This window comes from Streptomyces sp. NPDC037126 (assembly GCF_055605965.1).
In genome coordinates, this window is record NZ_JBVJTD010000001.1 from 370479 (window position 1) to 389813 (window position 19335).

Sequence of the window (19335 nt, forward strand, 5' to 3'; positions counted from 1 at the left end):
ATCTGTGCGCCCCGATCCGGCCACCCGGCGCGGCGGCGCGGCCGAGGACGCCGAACGGGACGGTCAGCGGCCGGGGGAGGCCACCTGGGTCAGCGGCACTCCGCCGGTGGCCCGGCCCAGCAGGGTCAGGCGCACCGACCCCGGCCCGGACAGCGTCGTGAACTCCGAGAGGACCGCCAGCGCCAGGGTGTTGTCGCCGCGGGGGCGCAGGATGCCGTTCGGCAGCACGAAGGTGTGCTGCGGCCCCACGTTGTTGATGTACTGGCCCATGTTCCAGCCGTTGAGGAAGATCTGCGCGCGGTAGGCCCGGTAGGGGTCGTCCTCCAGGGTCAGGCCGACCGAGGCGTCGATGCCGGCCGGCACCGACAGCCGGAACGTGGTCCGGTACCAGGTCACGCCCTGCCGTCGTACGGTCCGGGGGAAGCTCACTTCTTCCCAGTCCCGGTCCGGGAAGCCGGGCAGGTGCCAGCCCTCCCGCTCGCCGTGCAGGCCGCCGTTGTTCATCGGCCCGCGCACCGGGTCGGGGGCCGCCTCCCCCTGGATGCGCCAGGTGACGTCCGGCGCGGCCCCCTTGAACGAGGCGGCCGTCAGGCCGCGCGCCGCCTTGTGGGTGTCGAGCGCCTTGCCGTCCTCGTCGTGCTGCATGCGCCGCACCAGCACGGACAGCACGTGCCGGCCGGGGGAGCGCAGCCGCTCGCGCACCGGGAGCGCCGCCGTCCCGGCCCAGCTGCCCTTGCGGGCCGTGCCGTCCTTGTCCGGCACCGGCATCCGGTGCGTGCCCAGCGGCTCGCCGTCCAGCCACGCCATCAGCAGCCCCTGGGTGCCGGTGCTGTAGGCGAGCGAGACCTCCTCCAGGCCGGTGGAGTCCGTGAACGTGCCCCGGTACCAGACGTCCCCGTAGTGGAAGCCGTAGTCGTCGGCGAACAGCACCGGCTGCCCCTCGGGAACGGGGGTGGTGCTGTACGACGAGGTCCTGCGGGCGACCTGCCACGACGAGTCGTCGAAGCCGGGTCCCGCCTCCGGGTTCTCCGTCCGCGCCCGCCAGCCGCCCAGTTCGGGCAGCGGCACCTCGGGCACGGCGGGCAGCAGCCCGGTGGTCATCAGGCTGCCGGACAGGGTCACCCGGGTGGGCAGGGTGCGCCCGTTCCACACCAGGGTCTCGATGCCGCGCGGTCCCCACACCTCCACGCTGGTCGTCTCGGTGACGTCACCGGTCAGATGGACCTCGGAGCCGCGCAGCTCGACGTGCCGCAGCAGCGCGGGGCCGTACACCAGCAGGGTCCCGGACGGGGTGTCGTACGGGAACATGCGCACGGCGGTGGCGTCGTCGCCGAAGAGCAGCAGCAGCGGGGTGTCGCTCTCGCCCTTCTGCACCAGCACCCGGGTCAGACCGCCCTGTCCCAGCGGGGCGTTGACGTTCAGCTCGTCGTCGGTCAGCACCCAGGCGGCCTCCGGGTCCAGCCGCAGGACGTCCGGCTCGGCCGGGCACTTCAGCACCAGCTCGGCCATCTCGCCGTGCCGCCCGGCGAACACCGCGATGTCCTGCCGGCCGGCCGTCAGGCACATCGTGGGCTGCACGGTGGCGTACTTCAGGGTCCGCCTGCCCAGCGAGAGCCCGGCGGTCAGCAGCTTGGCGTCCTTGGCCGGCACGGTGACGCGCAGCGTGCCCTCGGAGGTCGGCAGGTCGGTGGTGACCGGGGCCGAGCCGTCGTTGCGGGCGACGTACACGTGGGCGCCGGTGTCCGGGTTGGTCAGGTGGTAGACCTTCAGCCCGGCGGCCTTCACGTCGGCCGCCCGGTCCAGCTTGGCGAAGTCGGGGACGCGCTGCACCAGATGCCCGATCTCGTGCATCGGCGCGATCTTGTCGGTGACGTTGCGGGCCTCGTCGATCGCCGCGCCGTAGTCGTACGACGTGTAGACGACGGGCGCGGGCAGCCAGCCCCAGGAGGTCCCGCCGAACGTCATGTACACGTTGTGCAGGGTGAGCCCGTTGGCGAGGTTGGTCAGGTAGAAGCGGCGCTCGTACGCCGAGTCCCGGGTGCGCCGCGACTCGGCGTACCCCTTGCCGTCGAACCAGGCCCCGCCCCACGGGTCGAACCAGCCGCCCCCGAACTCGGGCACGAACCCGGGCGTGGAGGGCGAGGCGCTGGCCCCGCCCCGCGGCCCGCCCGGCCCGAACGTCCCCCAGTCCGGCGGGGTCTGGGACGGCGACGGGTACCCGTCGAACCCGTACAGCCAGCCGCCGCGCTCCCCGCCCGTGTCGAAGGAGCCGGGGACCCAGTAGCCGTTGCGGCCCTTGTCGTTGTGGAAGAGCGGGACGTCGATCCCGTCGGCCCGCACCTTCCGGTACAGGTGGGACAGGTAGGCGCGGCCGCCGGCCTCGCCCACCTGGGCGTCGTACTCGTTCTCGATCTGGTACAGCAGGACCGTGCCGGTGCCCCGGGTGAACAGGTGCCTGCGGACGATCGCGTTGACCTGGGTCAGCCACTCGTCCACGTGCGACAGATAGACCGGGTCGTTCGAGCGGGCCCTGCCCTTCGTCGCGGTCAGCCAGCCGGGGAAGCCGCCGGCGTCGACCTCGGCGTTGATGTACGGGCCTGGCCGCAGCACGACGTACAGGCCCGTCTCGGCGGCCGTGCGCAGGAACAGGTCGAGGTCCCGGACACCGGTGAAGTCGTACCGGCCGGGCGCGGGGGAGTGGTAGTTCCAGGCCACGTAGACGCTGACGGCGTTGTAGCCGTGCGCCCGCATCTTCTGCAGCACGTCCCGCCACAGGGAGGGGCTCGGCAGCCGGAAGGGGTGCATCTCACCGGACCACAGGACCAGCCGCCGGCCGTCGACCAGCAGGGAGTAGCGGTCGTACCCGATGGTGTGCCGCTCGCCGTCCACGCGCGGCGGGGCGGGCGCAGGGCCGGTCGGCGCACTGCGCGCCGCGTACGCCGAGGGCGCCCCGGTGCCGCCACTGCCGCCGAGGGCGAGGCCCAGCGCGGTCGAGCCGGCCAGGGCACTGAAGGTACGTCTGCTGAGCGCCAAGGTGGATCCTCCCGGGCGATCTTACGGGGCGCGGGTCCGGCCATTCTCCAGGCAGGCACGCCCCACAATGGACCCATGAGGATCTCGGCACGGGCGGATTACGCGGTACGGGCGGTACTGGAGCTGGCCGTACGGCAGGGTAACGGCCCGGTGAAGGCAGAGGAAATCGCCGCCGCGCAGGACATCCCGCACAAGTTCCTGGAGGGGATCCTGGGCGACCTCAGGCGGGCCGGGGTCGTCGACAGCCGGCGTGGCGGGGGCGGCGGCTACCGCCTGGCCCGGGACGCCGCGGAGATCACCGTGGCGGACGTCATCCGGGGCGTGGACGGCCCGATCGTCTCCGTCCGCGGCGAACGTCCCACCGGACTCGCCTACACCGGCAGCGCCCGCCCCCTGCTGCCCCTGTGGATCGCCCTGCGCGCCAACGTCCGCCGCGTCCTGGAGGGCGTCACCCTCGCGGACCTGGCCGCGGACGCCCTGCCCGAGCCGGTACGCGCCCTCGCGGCGGAACCGGCGTCCTGGGAGAACCCCTGACGCGGCCGACCGGAATGTGAAAGCCCGAATGTGAATGGCCGGAGTTCGCCCTGCCGGGGCCCGGCGGGGGTTCCTACGATTCCCACGCCTCCTTTCCGGTTTCACAGTTGTCGCACAGTTTCTTCATTTCCGCACCGACGGACCGGAGGCACACCCCCCACTCGACAACCTGGAGAAACCATGGCTGGTGGACTCCTCCTGAGCGGCGCGGTGGCCGCTCTTCTGACGACGGCGCTGCCCACCCAGGCGTCGTCACCCGTGTTCGACAACCCGCCCCCGGACAAGATCGTCATCGACGTCGCGACCGTGAACGGCTCGGGCTGTCCGCAGGGCACGGCCGCCGTGGCCGTGTCCCCGGACAACACGGCCTTCACGGTGACCTACAGCAGCTACCTCGCCCAGGTCGGCGGCAACTCCGACCCCACGGCGTTCCGCAAGAACTGCCAGCTCAACCTGGTGGTCCATGTGCCCCAGGGCTTCACCTACGCGATCGCCAGCGCCGACTACCGGGGCTTCCTGTCGCTCCAGCCCGGCGCGACGGCCACGCAGAAGGCGTCGTACTACTTCCAGGGCTCCTCCAGCACGGTGCCCAAGACCCACCCGTTCAGCGGCGCCTACAACGACGACTGGCAGGCGACCGACAGCACGGACGTGGCCCAGCTGGTGTGGGCGCCCTGCGGGGTGCTGCGCAACTTCAACATCAACACCGAGCTGCGGGTGAACGCGGGTACCTCCGCCCCCGACAAGGTCAGCTTCATGACGATGGACTCCACCGACGGGGACATCAGCACGGTGTACCACCTGGCATGGAAGGAGTGCCCGCACACGTAGCGCGGGTCCCGCCGGTGGGCACCCGTCCACCGGCCGGCCTGTTACGGGCCGCTTCCCCCGCGAGGGGGAGGCGGCCCCGCGCTATCCCGCCGCCTGGCCCATCCCCGCCGCGTTCGGCCAGCTCTGGGCGTTGGGCCAGCCCGTCGCCGGGGCCGGGGTCAGACCCTGGGCGGGGGCAGGCACCGGGGCCGTCATGCCGCGGACCTGCGCCGCGGTGAGGCCCCCGCGGGCCGGGACACCGGGCGGGGTCGGAGCGATCGCGGCCGGAGCCACGGGCACCGGCACCGGGGCGGGCACGGGCACCGGGGTGGGCATCGGCGGGGGCGCGGGCAGCGGCATCGGCTGCGGCACCGGTACCGGCTGGGGCACCGGGGGCATGGGCGCCGGAGCCATGGGCTGCTGGGCCGGGACCGGCGCCGGGGCCAGTGCCGGCTGGGGCAGCTGAGGCACGGGCGCCGGTATGGGCTGGGGCATCGGCGGTACGGGTGCCGGCTGGGGTACGGGGGCCGGCTGGGCTGCCGCCGGCATCGGCATCCCGGCGCCGGGCTGCACGGCGGCGGGGAGCGGCATGCCGGTGCCGGCGGCCGGGGCGGGAGCGGCCGGGGCGAGCCGCATGCCACTTCCGTTGGTCTCGCTCATCAGGCGGTCAACCGCCGCCGTACCCGAGCTGTAGCTGGTCCCGTTGCCCAGCTCGGGTACGGCGGCTCCCCTCCTGGACCCGTAGAGCACCTGCTCCAGGCCGGACACCAGGCGACGCACATCGACCTGGGGGCGCACCACGAGTCTCAGGAAGCGGCTCGACGACCCGATCTTGTTGCCGCACTCGCGGACCAGGATCCGGTGCTCGGTGAGCATCCGGTCCCGGACCACCGTGCCCTCGGCACCGACGGGAAGCCGTACGAAGAGGAAGTTGCCCTGGGAGGGGTAGACCGTGAGGCCGGGGAGCGCGGAGAGCCCGCTGGCCATCTCCAGGCGGTCCCGGCGGACCTGCGTCAGGCTCTGCTTGTACTCCGCGCCGTGCTCCCTGAGCATGAACACCACGTGCTCGGCGAAGGAGTTGAGGTTCCACTTGGGCAGCATCGAGCGGACGCGGCCGGCCAGCGCCGGGTTCGCCACCAGATAGCCGAAGCGGATGCCGTGCAGGCCGAAGTTCTTGCCGAGGCTGCGCAGCACGATGACGTTCGGGCGGAGCATGGCCTCCTGCACCACGCTCGGCTCGGTCTCCGCGTCGGCGAACTCCAGGAACGACTCGTCCACGACCACCAGGTCCAGGTCCGCCATCGCGTCCATGAACTGCACCACCGACTGCTTGCGCACATAGCCGCCGTCGGGGTTGTTCGGGTTGCAGATCACGGCCACCCGGGTCTTGCGGGCCCGGATGAACTCGGCGTACTGGGCGAGGTCGAGGGCGAACCCGTTCGCCTCCTGGAGCGGGAACATGTCGACCCGCTTGCCCGTCTCCATCGGCTGGTCCGTCCAGCGGCCGAAGGTCGGCACGGGGACCGCAAGGGACTCGCGGACCAGCAGGTGGTCGATCCAGGTGATCAGTTCCGTGGAGCCGTTGCCCATCGCCACGCAACTCTGCGGCAGCCGGAGCAGTTCGCAGAGCTCCGCGGTGATCGCCTCGGCGCCGCTCGGGTAGTACGTGACGATCTCGCGCAGCCGGGCCGCCATCTCGTCGAACATGGCCGGGGTCGGGAAGTAGGGGTTGCACGGAATGCAGAAGTCCACCGGCCCGGTCCCGTCGCCGCCCTCCCGCGTCAGCGCAGCCATGGAGGGGCTGTGCGCGGCGGTACCGCGGAACAACGAGGTGACGTTGCCGGTCAAGGGGACCTCCGTTCGGGTGGCCCGCGCGGGGGAGCACGGGCCGCCCTTGGATACGGAGGCGGGCGGGGTGGTGTTCAACTCACGGAGCACGTGAGCCACTTCACGCCGGAGCCGCCCGGGTCACGCGCCGAACGAGTGGACCGTCGTCGTGCGGTACGTCCGGCCGGGCCTGAGCACGGTGGACGGGAACGACGGCTCGTTCGGCGAGTCCGGGAAGTGCTGGGTCTCCAGCGCCAGCCCGTCGCCCTGCCGGTAGGTGTGCCCGGACGTGCCGACGAGGGTGCCGTCGAGGAAGTTGCCCGAGTAGAACTGCACCCCCGGCTGGTCGGTGAGGATCTTCAGGGTCCGGCCGGAGCCGGGGTCGCGCAGGGTCGCCACGTGCTCCGGCCGGGCGGTCACCCCCTTGTCGAGCACGAAGTTGTGGTCGTAGCCCTTGGCCGTGACCAGCTGTTCGTGGCCGGTGCGGATGTCGCGGCCGATCGGCTTGGGCCGGGTGAAGTCGAACGGGGTGCCCGCGACCCGCGCCAGTTCGCCGGTGGGGATCAGGCCCGCGTCGGTGGGGGTGTAGCGGCCCGCGGCCAGCCAGAGTTCGTGGTCGTAACTACTGCCACTGCCCTCGCCTGCGAGGTTGTAGTACGTGTGGTTGGTGAGGTTGACGACCGTAGGCCGGTCGGTGGTGGCCTCGTAGTCGATCCGCCAGTCGCCGTGCGGGGTCAGCGTGAAGGTGACCTTCGTCCGCAGCGTGCCGGGGTAGCCCATCTCGCCGTCGATGCTCGTGCAGTACAGGTGCAGGCCGACGTCCGGGCCCGCGGTGAACGGCTCGACGTCCCACACCTTGGTGCTGAAGCCCTTGGCGCCCCCGTGCAGGCTGTTGACGCCGTCGTTGACGGACAGCTGGTACCGCCTGCCGTCCAGGGTGAACCGCCCCCTGGCGATGCGGTTGCCGTAGCGGCCGATGGTGGCGCCGAAGTAGGTGGTCCCGGCGACGTACGCGGCGAGGTCGTCGTATCCGAGCGAGACGTTCGCGTACCGGCCGTGCCGGTCCGGGATCTCCAGGGACTGGACGATGCCGCCGTAGGAGAGGACCTTCAGCCGGGTACCGCCGTTCTCCAGCGACCAGCGGTGCACCTTCGTGCCGTCGGCGAGCGTGCCGAAGAGCTCCCTCACCGGCTTCCCGCTCCCCGGGGCGGCCGCCTGTGCCGTCCCGGTGCCGAGGGCCGTCGCGGCGAGCCCCACGGCCGCCGCGCCGGCGATGACCGTGCGTCTGTTCAGTTCCATGTGCGGCTCCCTTTCCCGGGCGCTTACGAACCGGACCTGCGCTTGTTCCACACGTCGAACCCGACCGCCACCAGCAGGGCGAGGCCCTTGATGACCTGCTGCCAGTCGGTGCCGACGCTGAGGAGGTTCATGCCGTTGTTCAGCACGCCGAGGACCAGGCCGCCGATGATGGCGCCGAGGACGGTGCCGACGCCGCCGCTCATGGACGCGCCGCCGATGAACGCGGAGGCGATCGCCTCCAGTTCGAAGCCGTCGCCCGCCTTCGGCGAGGCCGCGTTCAGGCGGGCGGCCACCACCAGACCCGCCAGGGCCGCGAGCACGCCCATGTTCAGGAACACCTGGAAGGTGATCCGCCGGTCCTTCACGCCGGACAGCTTGGCCGCCGGCAGATTGCCGCCGATGGCGTAGATGTGGCGGCCGAAGACCGAGTTGCGCATGACGTAGCCGTAGCCGCCCACCAGGACGCCGAGGATGATCAGCACGATCGGCGCGCCGTCGTAGCTGGCGAGCAGCATCGTGAGGGCGAGCACCGCGGCGACCAGCGCGACGAGCTTGAGCAGGAACAGCTTCACCGGCACGACGTCGAGGGAGAACTCCCGCTGGCGGCGCCGGTCGCGCACCTCCTGCCACACCACGGCGGCGATCAGGACGATGCCGAGGAGCAGGGTGAGGTTGTGGTAGTTGGTGTCCGGCCCGACCTCGGGCAGGAAGCCGTTGCCGATCTTCTGCAGGCCGTCCGGGAACGGCCCGAGGGTCTGGCCCTTGAGCAGGATCTCGGTGAGGCCGCGGAAGAGCAGCATGCCCGCGAGGGTGACGATGAACGACGGTATGCCGAAGTACGCGATGAGGAAGCCCTGTACCGAACCCGCCACCGCGCCCACCAGCAGGCACAGCACCAGCGCGACGGGCCACGCCACATGGTGCTGCACCGTCAGCACCGCCGCGAACGCGCCCACGAACGCCGTGATCGAGCCGACCGACAGGTCGATGTGCCCGGCGATGATGACCAGCATCATGCCGATCGCCAGGATCAGGATGTAGCTGTTCTGCAGCACCAGGTTGGAGACGTTGCGCGGCAGCAGCAGGTCGCCGCCGGTCCAGAACTGGAAGAGGGCGACGATCAGGCCGAGCGCGATCAGCATGCCGTACTGGCGCATGTTGCGGCGCAGGCCGCCCAGGACCAGTCGGAGCAGGCCGTCCGCGCCGGCCGGTCCGCTCCTGCCCGGCGGCGCGGGGGCCGGGCTCTTGGCGGTCACATCCGTGCTCATCGGGTTACCTCTTTGTCCTTCGTCATATGGCGCATCAGCACTTCCTGCGTGGCCTCGGCGCGCGGCACCTCACCGGTCAGCCGCCCGGCGGCCATCGTGTAGATGCGGTCGCACATGCCGAGCAGCTCCGGCAGCTCGGAGGAGATGAAGACGACCGCCTTGCCCTGGGCGGCCAGTTGGTCGATGACCGTGTAGATCTCGTACTTGGCGCCCACGTCGATGCCCCGGGTGGGTTCGTCCAGGACGAGCACGTCCGGGCCGGCGAAGATCCACTTGCTGAGGACGACCTTCTGCTGGTTGCCGCCGGACAGCTTGCCCACCGGCTCGAACACCGTCGGCGCCTTGATGTTCATCGACGTGCGGAAACCCTCGGAGACCTGCCGCTCCGCCTGTTCGTCCACCACGCCCCGCCTCGCGACCTTCCTCAGCGCGGCCAGCGAGATGTTCCGGTTGATGGTGTCGATGAGGTTGAGGCCGTAGTGCTTGCGGTCCTCGGTGACGTACGCGATGCCGTGCCGCACCGCCTCCGCCACGGACTTCGTGCGGATCTCCACACCGTCCTTGAGGATCGTGCCGCCCGCGTACCGGCCGTAGCTGCGGCCGAACACGCTCATCGCGAGTTCGGTGCGGCCGGCGCCCATCAGGCCCGCGATACCGACGATCTCGCCCCGCCGGACACTGATCGACACGTCGTCCACGACCTTGCGCTGCTGGTCGATGGGGTGGTGGACGGTCCAGTTGCGGATCTCCAGCGCGGGGGCCGCGCCCTTCGCCGGCTCGTGCGGGGTGCGCTCGGGGAAGCGGTGGTCGAGGTCGCGGCCCACCATGCCGCTGATGATCCGGTCCTCGGTCGTGTCCTTCGACTTCACGTCGAGCGTCTCGATGGACCGCCCGTCCCGGATGATCGTCACCGAGTCGGCGACCCGGCGGATCTCGCCCAGCTTGTGGGAGATGATGATCGAGGTGATGCCCTGGTCCTTCAGGTCCAGGATCAGGTCGAGCAGCTTGCCGCTGTCCTCGTCGTTCAGGGCCGCCGTCGGCTCGTCCAGGATCAGCAGTTTCACCCGCTTGGACAGCGCCTTGGCGATCTCCACGAGCTGCTGCTTGCCCACGCCGATGTCGGCGACGCGGGTCTCCGGGTGCTCGTCGAGCCCGACCCGGCGCAGCAGTTCGGTGGCGTGGCGCAGGGTCTCGCGCCAGTCGATGAGCCCGCGCCGCGCGTGCTCGTTGCCGAGGAAGATGTTCTCCGCGACGGAGAGGTACGGCACCAGCGCCAGCTCCTGGTGGATGATGACGATGCCGTGCTGCTCGCTCGCCCGGATGTCCTTGAACCGGCCGGGCTGTCCCTCGAAGAGGATCTCGCCCTCGTAGGTGCCGTGCGCATGGACGCCGGAGAGCACCTTCATCAGGGTCGACTTGCCGGCGCCGTTCTCCCCGCAGATGGCGTGGACCTCGCCCTGCCGGACGGTCAGGGTGACGTCCGACAGCGCCTTGACACCGGGAAAGGTCTTGACGATCGAGCGCATTTCCAGGACGGGACCCGCCATGGTCGTGCCTTCCAATCAGTGTGGGTCGGGCAGGGGGACGGGACTACTTGAGCTGGGAGTCCGTGTAGTAGCCGCCCTTGACCAGGACGTCCTCGTAGTTGGTCTTGTCCACGCTCACCGGCTGGAGGAGGTAGGAGGGCACGACCCTGGCGCCGTTGGTGTAGGTCTTGGTGTCGTTGACCTGGGGCTTCTTGCCGTGCAGGACGTCGTCGACCATGGTTACCGCGACGGCGGTCTCCTTGCGGCTGTCCTTGAAGACGGTCTGGGACTGCTGGCCGGCGATGATCGACTTCACCGAGGCCAGCTCGGCGTCCTGGCCGGTGATGACCGGCAGCGGGTTGGACGAGGAGCCGTAACCGTCCGACTTCAGCGCGGAGATGACGCCGATGGAGATGCCGTCGTAGGGCGAGAGCACCGCGTCGACCCTGCCGCTCTTGTAGGCGGAGGTGAGGATGTCCTCCATGCGCTTCTGCGCGGTGGTGCCGTCCCAGCGCAGGGTGGTGACCTGGTTGAGCTTGGTCTGCCCGGACCTGACCACCAGTTCCTTCTTGTCGATGTAGGGCTGGAGCACCTTCATCGCGCCGTCGAAGAAGTACTGGGTGTTGTTGTCGTCGTTGGACCCGGCGAACAGCTCGATGTCGAACGGGCCCTTCCTGCCGGCGTCCAGGCCGAGCTTGTGGACGATGTAGGTGCCCTGGAGGGTGCCGACCTTCTCGTTGTCGAACGAGGCGTAGTAGTCGACGTTCTTGGTGCCGAGGATGAGCCGGTCGTAGGCGATGACCGGGATGTGGGCCTGGGCGGCCTCCTGGAGCACGTTGTTCAGGGACTTGTTGTCGATGGCCGCGATGATCAAGCCCTTGACGCCCTGCGTGATCATGTTCTCGATCTGCGAGACCTGGGTGCTCGGGTCGTCCTCTCCGTAGACCAGCTTGGTCTTGTAGCCCTTGGCCTGGAGGTTCTTGACCATGTCGTTGCCGTCGTTGATCCACCGCTCGGAGGACTTCGTCGGCATCGCGATGCCGATCGTGGCGCCCTTCACGTCACCCGTCTTCTCCTTGCTGCCGCCCGAGCCGCTCTGGCCGCAGGCGGTCAGGGCGAGGGCGAGCGAGGCGGTCGCGGATATCGCGGCGAGTGCGGCTCTGCGGTTGCGCATGGTGATCAGTCCTTGGTCGTCTCGTCGGGCGGGGTCAGGCGGTGGGGAAGCGGTCGAGGGGCCCGGGCAGCCGGGAGCCGAGCGGCGCCATGTCGCCGTCCGCGCCGTGCCGGGCGAGCAGGTCCAGGGCGAGCCGGCCGCGCCGCACCCGCTCCCGGGCGGTGTCCAGGGTCACGTCCCGCAGATGGGTGCCCCACGGGTAGATGCCGGGGGCCTTGGACAGGCCGAACTTCAGGTAGAGCGGGGCGCCGCGCCGGATCAGCTCGGCGACCTCGTACATCCGCACATAGCCGCCGAGGTCGTCGGGGGCCTCGACGTACATGTCCATGGGGGCGCCGGAGACCCGGCGGATCTCGGTGAGGTGGTCCAGCGTCAGATCGCTGGGCACGTTGATCGAGTCGGCGCCGAGCCGCTCGTAGACGGCGTACGAGGCCGGGTTGACGGGGCCGATGAGCGCCGAGACCTTCAGCGTGGTGCCGGCCGGGATGATCCCCCTCGCGCGGGCCCGGTGCAGGGTCCACAGCACGCCCTCGTCGGCCACCAGCAGGCAGGTGACGCCCAGTTCGGTGGCCCGTACGGCGTCCTCGACGCAGCCGGCGACGGCGTCGTGGCCCCGGGCGCGCGGTCCGGCCCCCCGTGAGTCGGAGCGCACCGAGCCGCCGGTGTCCCAGGTGCCGCGCGGGCCGGTGAACAGGCAGAGTTCGATGTCGCGTGCGGCGGTGGCCTCGACCATCTCGGTGATCTCGGCGTCGGTGAGCATCCACACGCCGCTGCCCTGGCTGATCCGGTGGATCGGCACGTCGAGCCGCGAGGACTCCTTGAGGACCACGGCCAGCGCTTCGGGACCCTCGCACGAGGGGATCTCGGTGCGCCAGCGGCCGCCGCCCGGGAAGCTGTGGGCGGAGGCGTCGGCGGGGTCGAGGGCGGGCGCGCCCAGGCCGAGCGTGGCGAGCAGTCGCTCGCCGGGCCTGCGGGCCGCCGGTGCGGAAGCGTTGGTCACTGGCTGTCCTTCGTGTGCAGAGGTTCGATATATCGAACGTGGTTCGTGACTCGGGGCAGAAAAAGGCCGTGGCGGTACGCCGACCCGGGCGCGGTCAGGTCACGCCCCGGCCGGCACGCCGAGAGCACGCACCTGACGCCGCGCGGCCGCCCTTCGGGCGACGACGCGCATGGTCGGATAGGCCCTAGGGGCGCAGCAGCACCTTGCCCACCTTCGGGTCGCCGGCCCCGACCAGCTCGATGGCCTGGGTGAACCCGGCCAGCGGCAGCTCGTGCGTGACGAGGGGCAGCGGGTCGAGCAGCCCGGCGCCGAACACCCGCACGGCGTGCGCCCAGGCGTCCGGCGGCGCGCCGAAGACCGTGTGCACCTCCAGCTGGCGTACGACGAGACCGGTCGGGTCGAGCCCGTCCGCACCCGGCGCCGGGATCCCGGTCAGCACCAGGCGTCCGCCGCGCCGGAGCAGCCCGGCCGCGGTGCGGGCCGCGTCCGCGGAACCGGCGGTCTCGATCACCACGTCGACGTCGTCGGGCAGGTCCTGGTCCCGCAGCCGGAAGTCGGTGGCCCCGAACCGCCGGGACAGCGCCTCCCGTTCGTCCCGCGCGCCCACCACCAGCAGCTCGGCCGGCGAGACGGCGCTCAGGAACTGCACGGCGAACATCCCGAGCGTGCCGGTGCCGACCACCGCGACCCGCTCGCCCGGCAGGGCGCGCGCCTTCAGCACGGCGGCCGCGACACAGGCGGCGGGCTCCAGCAGGGCGGCGGCGGTCAGGTCGGCGTCGTCCGGCAGGACGTGCAGCAGCCGGGCCGGCAGGGTGAGGGTCGCGGCCATGGCGCCCGGGAGGGTGAACCCGGTCTCCTCGTACCCGGCCGTGCACAGCGTGGTCTCGCCCGCGTGGCAGCGGTCGCACACCTGGCAGTTGCGGAAGCCCTCGCCGACCACCTTGCGGCCGACGAGTCCCTCCGGCACCCCGGCGCCCACCCGCGAGACGGTGCCCGACCACTCGTGGCCGGGCGTGAGCGGGTAACGCACGTACCCCTCGGGCCGGTTGCCCTGGTACACCTCGCGGTCGCTGCCGCAGACGCCGGCCGCGTGCACGGCCACCAGGGCCTCGCCCGGGCCGGGTTCGCGGGGGGTGTGCTCCGCGATCCGGTGCCAGCCGGGCGCCTCGACGACGACGGCGCCGCTCACCTGTTCCCCTTGGGCCTGCGCTGCTCCCAGCCCTCGGCCCACAGGTCGAACCGGGCCTGCTGCTGCGGGAACTCGGCGGCGGCGTCCACGTCCAGCTCCACGCCGAGGCCGGGCGCGTCGGAGAGGTGGAAGTAGCCGTCCACGACCTGCGGGGCTCCCTTGACCACCTTCTTGATCTCCGCGTCCGCGAAGTCGTTGAAGTGCTCAAGGATCTTGAAGTTGGGCGAGGTGAAGCCGACCTGGAGGGAGGCGGCGGTGAGCACCGGCCCGCCCACGTTGTGCGGGGCGACCAGCATGTAGTGGGTCTCGGCGGTCGCGGCGAGCTTGCGCGTCTCCCAGATGCCGCCCATGTGGCCGACGTCGGGCTGGAGGATGTCCGCCGCCTGGTTCTCGAACAGCTCCCGGAACTCGATCCGGTCGTGGACGCGCTCACCGGTGGCGACGGGCAGGTCCACCTTCTCGGCGACCTTCTTCAGCGCCTTCAGGTTCTCCGGCGGCACCGGCTCCTCCAGCCAGGCCGGCTCGAAGGGGGCCATCTCCCGGGCCAGCCGGACGGCGGTGGCGGGCGAGAAGCGGCCGTGCATCTCCAGCATCAGCTCGGCGTCCGGGCCGATGGCGTCGCGTACGGCCTCGATGAGCGAGACGGCGTACACGGTCTGCTCGTGGTCGAGTTCGAAGTGCCCGGTGCCGAACGGGTCGATCTTCAGCGCACGGTATCCGCGCTCCATCACCCCTTGGGCCGCCTTGTGATAGGCCTCGGGCGTCCGCTCGGTCGTGTACCACCCGTTGGCGTACGCCTTGACCCGGTCCGTCACCCTGCCGCCGAGCAGCTGCCACACCGGGACGCCGAGCGCCTTGCCCTTGATGTCCCAGCAGGCCATCTCCACCACGGCGATGCCGGACATGACGATCTCACCGGCGCGGCCGTAGTCGCCGTATTTCATCCGGCGCACCAGGTCTTCGACGGCGAACGGGTCCGAGCCGAGGACGTGGTTGGCCTCGGCCTCCCGCAGATAGCCGAGCAGCGCGTCGGTGTGACCGAGCATCCGGGTCTCGCCGACTCCCGTGATCCCCTCGTCGGTGTGCACCTGGACGTAGGTCAGGTTGCGCCACGGCGTCCCGACCACGTGCGTGCTGATTCCGGTGATGCGCACGGCAGTTGCCCCTCAGCTGTTCGAGATTTCGTCACACGTTCGAAATGTTGGCGTGACAGTAAGGACGGGGTGGTGGGGGTGTCAATGGGTCGAACAGGTAACGGTTCAGGCAAGCCGGTTGAGAACGCTTTCGGTCCCGCACCAAACCTTCACAGTGCCGCCTAGGAACGTGACCGGCGCGGACTCTAGTCTTCCCGCGTCATGGACTACTGCCTCCCGTGCCAACGGCACCTCAACGGCGCCCTGGCCTGCCCGGGGTGCGGAACACCCGCCGACCGGGTCGCCGTCCCCACGGGCGCCCCGGCCGCGCCCGCGTACGCGGGCGCGGGGCAGGCACCGGGGCACGGCGGCCGCGTCCCCGAGGGGTACGACACCGGATACGGCTCCGGACACGACGACCGGTACGGCGTGGCTCAGGGGTACCCGCAGGAGTACACCCGGGAGGAGTACGAGCCCGAGCGGCGGGGCGAGCCGGTGGAGCAGGGTGAGCCGGACGCCCCGGAGCCGTGGGAGGAGCCCGGGGCCGGCGGCCGGGCGGCCCGGCGCAGGGCGCGGGGCGCCGCCACGGTGAGCCCCGCCGAGGCCGACTCCAGCAGGCGCGACCGCAAGGCCGCCGCCCACCGGCGCCGTCGTCGCCGTACCGTCCTGATCGCCGCCGGTCTCGTGCTGGCCGCGGGCGGCCTCAGCGTCGCCGAACTGGGCACGGACGCGCCCTTCTCGCCCTTCTCCGGCGGCCGCCCGGCCATGTCGGGGGACACCGCGGCCGACGGCGGCGCGCCCTCGGCGACGCCCGGCCGCACGGCCGATCCCCTCCGCGACACCTCCGGCGCGGGCGCGACCGCCTCCCCGGACGCCCCGGCCTCCGCGTCCGCCTCCGGGACCCCGAAGCACAAGGACTCCGCCTCCCCGTCCGCCACGGACACGGGCGAGGTCCGGCAGTCGGCGGCGACCGGTGGCGGCGCGCCCACCAGGGCCCCGACCGCCCCTGCCGCCACCCGGCCCACCGCCACCCCGAGCAGCGCCCCGACGACCTCCGGACCGGCCCCGTCGCCCTCGCCCAGCAGGACCTGCACCCGCTTCCTGTGGTGGTGCTCCTGAGCCGGGGGACCGGCCTTCGCCTCGGTTGAGTCGAACAGGTGCGTCTCGCCGTACCGATCCCGGGAACGCCCGCCGTGTGCACACGGGCGTTGTCCGAGGGGGAGCAGCGAGCAGCGGCTCAGTTGAGGAGAGCGGATGACGCAGGACATCACCGTCCACGGCACGGTCGCCGAGGGCTTCGAGGCGGTGCGCGAGGAGTTCGCCGCCTTCGTCGCCGGGGAACGGGCCGACTACGAGGGACAGTTGTGCGCCCATGTGCACGGCCGCCGGGTCGTGGACCTGTGGGCGGGTGAGGGCGCGGCGGGCGACTCGCTGTACGGCGTGTACGCGGCGACCAAGGGCGCGGCCCACCTGGTGGCGGCGCTGCTGGTGCAGGACGGCACGCTGGAGCTGGACCGCAGGGTGACCTACTACTGGCCGGAGTTCGCCGCCGAGGGCAAGGGCGGGCTGACCCTGCGGGACCTGCTGGCGCACCGCTCCGGGGTGGTCGGCACCGACACCGGGTTCAGCCCCGCGGAGCTGGCCGACGACCGGGCGGTCGCCGAGCGGCTCGCCGACCAGCGGCCGTTCTGGCGGCCGGGCACGGCCTTCGGCTGTCACGCCCTGGTCATGGGCGCGCTCACCGGCGAGGTCGTGCGCCGGGCCACGGGCCGCACGACCCAGGAGGTCTACGAGGAGCGGGTCCGCGCCCCCTACGGGCTGGACTTCCACCTGGGCCTGCCGGCCGCCGACGAGCCGCGCTTCCGCGGCGTACGGCCACTGCTGCCCACCACCAAGCAGCAGGCGCTCCTCGACGCGCTGCCGACCGGCCCGCACACCCTCGCCTCGATCGCCTTCAACCGGCACGCGGCGCAGCCCACCGACCTGGAGCGGCTGTACGAGGAGCGGTCGGTCCGCGCCAAGGGCCCGGCCTCGGTGGGCGGCATCGCCTCGGCGCGCGGCCTCGCGGGGATGTACGCGGCGGCGATCAGCGAGGTCGACGGCAAGGCCCCGCTGCTGAAGGAGGACACGGTCGCGGAGTTCGGCCTGATCCACTCCGTGGGCCACGATCTGGTGGCCGGCGCCCACAGGGCCTTCGGCCTGGGCTTCCAGGCCACCGCCGAGGTCTGGCACCCATTCCTGGGCGCCGGCGCGATCGGCCACAGCGGGGCCAACGGCACCCAGGCCTTCGCCGACCCCCGCAGCGGTCTGGCCTACGGCTACACCCGGCGGCGCTTCGCCTTCCCGCCCGGTGCGGCACCGGAGAACCACCGGCTGGCGGCGGCGGTGCACAGGGCGGCGGCGCGCTGACCCGGGGCCCCACGGCACAGCAGCCGCACCCCACGTCCAAGGGTGCGGCTGCCGCCATGAGCAACGACGCGGATCAGACCAGCGTCACGCTGATGTTGCCCCGGGTCGCCTTCGAGTACGGGCAGACCTGGTGGGCCTTCTCCACGAGGGAGCGCGCCGTCGCCGCGTCGACGCCGGGAATGCTCGCCGAGATCTCCACGATGATCCCGAACCCCTCGTCGTTCTTGCCGATGCCGACCTTCGCGGTGACGGTCGAGCCGGAGATGTCGGCACCCTCCTGCCGGGCCACGACGCCGAGGGCGCCCTGGAAGCAGGCGCTGTAGCCCGCGGCGAACAGTTGCTCCGGGTTGGTGCCGGCACCGTTGCCGCCCATCTCCTTGGGCGGGTTCACGATGACGTCGAGCTTGCCGTCGTCGGTGGCGACGCGGCCGTACCGGCCGTTCTCCGCGGTGGCGACGGCCGTGTACAGAACGTCGGACTGGGTGATGGGCATGGGTTGTCTTCCTCCTCGGTCCGCCACGACTCGCGCCCACGATCGACGGCGGATTCGGAAAGAAGTTACCGCACAGCGGAAGAACCCGAAATCCCGGCCGTGGTCCTAGAGCTTGACGATCATCTTGCCGGTGTTGTCGCCGCGCAGCACACCGAGGAACGCCTCCAGGGTGTTCTCGACGCCGTCGACGACCGTCTCGCGGTACTTCAGCTGTCCCGAGGCGACCCAGGGGCCGACCTCCTGGACGAACTGCGGCTGCAGGTCGTAGTGGTCGCCGACCAGGAAGCCCTCCATGCGGCCGCGGGTCTGGATGAGGCGGGCGAGGTTGCGCGGGCCGGGGGCGGGCTCGGTGTTGTTGTAGACCGAGATCATGCCGCAGACGGCGATGCGGCCGTTCAGGTTGAGGGAGCCGACGGCCGCCTCCAGGTGGTCGCCGCCGACGTTGTCGAAGTACACGTCGATGCCGTCGGGCGCGGCCGCGCGCAGCTGCTCGGCGACGGGGCCGTTCTTGTAGTTGAACGCGGCGTCGAAGCCGTACTCGTCGACCAGCAGCTTCACCTTCTCGTCGGACCCGGCCGAGCCGATGACCCGCGAGGCGCCCTTGAGCCGGGCGATCTGCCCGACCTGGCTGCCCACGGCGCCGGCCGCGCCGGAGACGAACACGATGTCGCCCTCCTTGAAGGAGGCGGTGCGCAGCAGACCGGCGTAGGCGGTCAGGCCGGTCATGCCGAGGACGCCGAGGTACGTCGACAGGGGCGCGGCCGCGGGGTCGACCTTGACGGCGTGCTTCGCGTCCAGGACGGCGTACTCGCGCCAGCCGAAGAAGTGCAGGACGTGGTCGCCGGCCTCGATGCCCTCGGCGTTGGACTCCACGACCTCGCCGACCGCGCCGCCCTGCATGGCCTTGCCCAGCTCGTAGGGGGCGGCGTACGACTTGGCGGCCGACATCCGGCCACGCATGTACGGGTCCACCGAGAGGTACTTGTTGCGTACCAGCACCTGGCCCTCGCCGGGCGTCGGGACCTCGGTCTCGACGAGGGCGAAGTCCTCGGGCTTGGGCCAGCCGACGGGACGGCTGAGCAGGTGCCACTCGCGGTTGATCATGAGGGTGCCTTTCGATTTACTTCAGCATCTGAAACAACCGTGCACCTGAATATTTCATGATGTCAAGTAAGCGCGGTAGGATGGCGCCATGGCCGCGCCGCAGAAGACCCGTCCGGACGAACTGACCGTCGAGGTCGTCCAGCTCATCGCCGAGGTGGTGGCCCGCTACCACGCGGACTACGAGGAGGCCGCCGCCGGGCACGCCCTGACCGGCGCCCAGGCGAAGCTGCTCAGCCTGCTCGCGCTCGACCCGCTGCCGATGCGCAAGCTCGCCCAGAAGCTGAAGTGCGAGCCGTCCAACGTGACCGGGATCGTGGACCGCCTGGAGGCCCGGGGGCTGGTCGAGCGCCGTCCCGACCCGGCGGACCGCCGGGTGAAGCTGGCCGCCGCCACCGACGACGGCAGCCGGGTGGTGCGCGAGCTCAGGGACGGGCTGCGCTTCGCCCGGGAACCCCTTGCGGGCCTGTCCGACGAGGAGCGGCTGGTGCTGCGCGACCTGCTCCAGCGGATGCTGGATTCCTGACCACCCCGGGTAA

The 19335-nt window shown here is 71.5% G+C and carries 16 protein-coding genes; 5 read left to right on the top strand and 11 right to left on the bottom strand.

The window, feature by feature from the left end; all coding sequences use genetic code 11:
* Positions 1-63 precede the first annotated feature (63 nt).
* Positions 64-3033 carry a beta-galactosidase gene (locus tag ACZ7FF_RS01620; RefSeq protein WP_470808569.1) on the bottom strand — a complete coding sequence of 990 codons (2970 nt, stop codon included), beginning with the start codon at positions 3031-3033 and terminating at the stop codon, positions 64-66.
* 75 nt (positions 3034-3108) lie between these two features.
* Here ACZ7FF_RS01620 and ACZ7FF_RS01625 point away from each other — a divergent pair, with 75 nt between their 5' ends.
* A complete protein-coding gene (locus ACZ7FF_RS01625) occupies positions 3109-3567 on the top strand; it encodes an RrF2 family transcriptional regulator (protein WP_470808570.1) in 459 nt (152 codons plus the stop codon).
* 180 nt (positions 3568-3747) lie between these two features.
* On the top strand, positions 3748-4398 hold the full coding sequence (locus tag ACZ7FF_RS01630; RefSeq protein WP_470808571.1) for a DUF4360 domain-containing protein: 651 nt from the start codon (positions 3748-3750) through the stop codon (positions 4396-4398).
* 81 nt (positions 4399-4479) lie between these two features.
* Here the strand turns inward: ACZ7FF_RS01630 and ACZ7FF_RS01635 are convergent, their stop codons facing one another.
* From ACZ7FF_RS01635 to ACZ7FF_RS01670, 8 genes are all read right to left on the bottom strand, one after another.
* Positions 4480-6225, bottom strand: coding sequence for a pyridoxal phosphate-dependent aminotransferase (locus tag ACZ7FF_RS01635; RefSeq protein ID WP_470808572.1), 1746 nt, complete (start codon positions 6223-6225; stop codon positions 4480-4482).
* Between the two features lie 120 nt (positions 6226-6345).
* Positions 6346-7503: an aldose epimerase family protein gene (locus tag ACZ7FF_RS01640; RefSeq protein WP_470808573.1), complete on the bottom strand. Its 1158-nt coding sequence runs from the start codon at positions 7501-7503 to the stop codon at positions 6346-6348.
* A gap of 23 nt (positions 7504-7526) precedes the next feature.
* Positions 7527-8771 (bottom strand): multiple monosaccharide ABC transporter permease, encoded by a 1245-nt coding sequence (gene mmsB / locus ACZ7FF_RS01645; protein ID WP_470808574.1) that lies wholly within the window; start codon positions 8769-8771, stop codon positions 7527-7529.
* Positions 8768-10318, bottom strand: a complete 1551-nt coding sequence (gene mmsA, locus ACZ7FF_RS01650; RefSeq protein ID WP_470808576.1) for a multiple monosaccharide ABC transporter ATP-binding protein — start codon at positions 10316-10318, stop codon at positions 8768-8770. The genes mmsB and mmsA overlap by 4 nt, the downstream gene beginning before the upstream one ends.
* 43 nt (positions 10319-10361) lie before the next feature.
* Positions 10362-11471 (bottom strand): multiple monosaccharide ABC transporter substrate-binding protein, encoded by a 1110-nt coding sequence (gene chvE / locus ACZ7FF_RS01655; protein WP_470808578.1) that lies wholly within the window; start codon positions 11469-11471, stop codon positions 10362-10364.
* 34 nt (positions 11472-11505) lie between these two features.
* Positions 11506-12471: a hypothetical protein gene (locus tag ACZ7FF_RS01660; protein ID WP_470808579.1), complete on the bottom strand. Its 966-nt coding sequence runs from the start codon at positions 12469-12471 to the stop codon at positions 11506-11508.
* Positions 12472-12655: 184 nt separating this feature from the next.
* Entirely contained in the window at positions 12656-13660 is a 1005-nt protein-coding gene (locus tag ACZ7FF_RS01665) for a zinc-dependent alcohol dehydrogenase (RefSeq protein ID WP_470808580.1), read from the bottom strand.
* Positions 13657-14814: a mandelate racemase/muconate lactonizing enzyme family protein gene (locus ACZ7FF_RS01670; RefSeq protein WP_470808582.1), complete on the bottom strand. Its 1158-nt coding sequence runs from the start codon at positions 14812-14814 to the stop codon at positions 13657-13659. The genes ACZ7FF_RS01665 and ACZ7FF_RS01670 overlap by 4 nt, the downstream gene beginning before the upstream one ends.
* Positions 14815-15015: 201 nt before the next feature.
* Here ACZ7FF_RS01670 and ACZ7FF_RS01675 point away from each other — a divergent pair, with 201 nt between their 5' ends.
* Entirely contained in the window at positions 15016-15912 is an 897-nt protein-coding gene (locus ACZ7FF_RS01675; protein ID WP_470808584.1) for an SCO2400 family protein, read from the top strand.
* A 135-nt stretch (positions 15913-16047) separates the two neighbouring features.
* Complete coding sequence (locus ACZ7FF_RS01680; protein ID WP_470808586.1) at positions 16048-17202, top strand: serine hydrolase domain-containing protein; 1155 nt, start codon at positions 16048-16050, stop codon at positions 17200-17202.
* Positions 17203-17275: 73 nt separating this feature from the next.
* Here the strand turns inward: ACZ7FF_RS01680 and ACZ7FF_RS01685 are convergent, their stop codons facing one another.
* Positions 17276-17695, bottom strand: a complete 420-nt coding sequence (locus ACZ7FF_RS01685) for an organic hydroperoxide resistance protein (protein ID WP_470808587.1) — start codon at positions 17693-17695, stop codon at positions 17276-17278.
* Positions 17696-17800: 105 nt separating this feature from the next.
* Positions 17801-18799 carry an NADP-dependent oxidoreductase gene (locus ACZ7FF_RS01690; protein WP_470808589.1) on the bottom strand — a complete coding sequence of 333 codons (999 nt, stop codon included), beginning with the start codon at positions 18797-18799 and terminating at the stop codon, positions 17801-17803.
* Between the two features lie 88 nt (positions 18800-18887).
* Between ACZ7FF_RS01690 and ACZ7FF_RS01695 the strand changes: the two genes are divergently transcribed.
* Positions 18888-19322, top strand: coding sequence for a MarR family winged helix-turn-helix transcriptional regulator (locus tag ACZ7FF_RS01695; RefSeq protein ID WP_470808590.1), 435 nt, complete (start codon positions 18888-18890; stop codon positions 19320-19322).
* The last annotated feature ends 13 nt before the right edge of the window (positions 19323-19335 follow it).

Bases quoted from the DNA above. Each gene is read 5' to 3' on its own strand.
- ACZ7FF_RS01630 (WP_470808571.1), top strand. From the start codon at position 3,748: ATGGCTGGTGGACTCCTCCTGAGCGGCGCGGTGGCCGCTCTTCTGACG.
- ACZ7FF_RS01695 (WP_470808590.1), top strand. From the start codon at position 18,888: ATGGCCGCGCCGCAGAAGACCCGTCCGGACGAACTGACCGTCGAGGTC.
- ACZ7FF_RS01685 (WP_470808587.1), bottom strand. From the start codon at position 17,695: ATGCCCATCACCCAGTCCGACGTTCTGTACACGGCCGTCGCCACCGCG.
- ACZ7FF_RS01675 (WP_470808584.1), top strand. From the start codon at position 15,016: ATGGACTACTGCCTCCCGTGCCAACGGCACCTCAACGGCGCCCTGGCC.
- mmsB (WP_470808574.1), bottom strand. From the start codon at position 8,771: ATGAGCACGGATGTGACCGCCAAGAGCCCGGCCCCCGCGCCGCCGGGC.
- ACZ7FF_RS01680 (WP_470808586.1), top strand. From the start codon at position 16,048: ATGACGCAGGACATCACCGTCCACGGCACGGTCGCCGAGGGCTTCGAG.
- ACZ7FF_RS01625 (WP_470808570.1), top strand. From the start codon at position 3,109: ATGAGGATCTCGGCACGGGCGGATTACGCGGTACGGGCGGTACTGGAG.
- mmsA (WP_470808576.1), bottom strand. From the start codon at position 10,318: ATGGCGGGTCCCGTCCTGGAAATGCGCTCGATCGTCAAGACCTTTCCC.
- chvE (WP_470808578.1), bottom strand. From the start codon at position 11,471: ATGCGCAACCGCAGAGCCGCACTCGCCGCGATATCCGCGACCGCCTCG.
- ACZ7FF_RS01690 (WP_470808589.1), bottom strand. From the start codon at position 18,799: ATGATCAACCGCGAGTGGCACCTGCTCAGCCGTCCCGTCGGCTGGCCC.
- ACZ7FF_RS01640 (WP_470808573.1), bottom strand. From the start codon at position 7,503: ATGGAACTGAACAGACGCACGGTCATCGCCGGCGCGGCGGCCGTGGGG.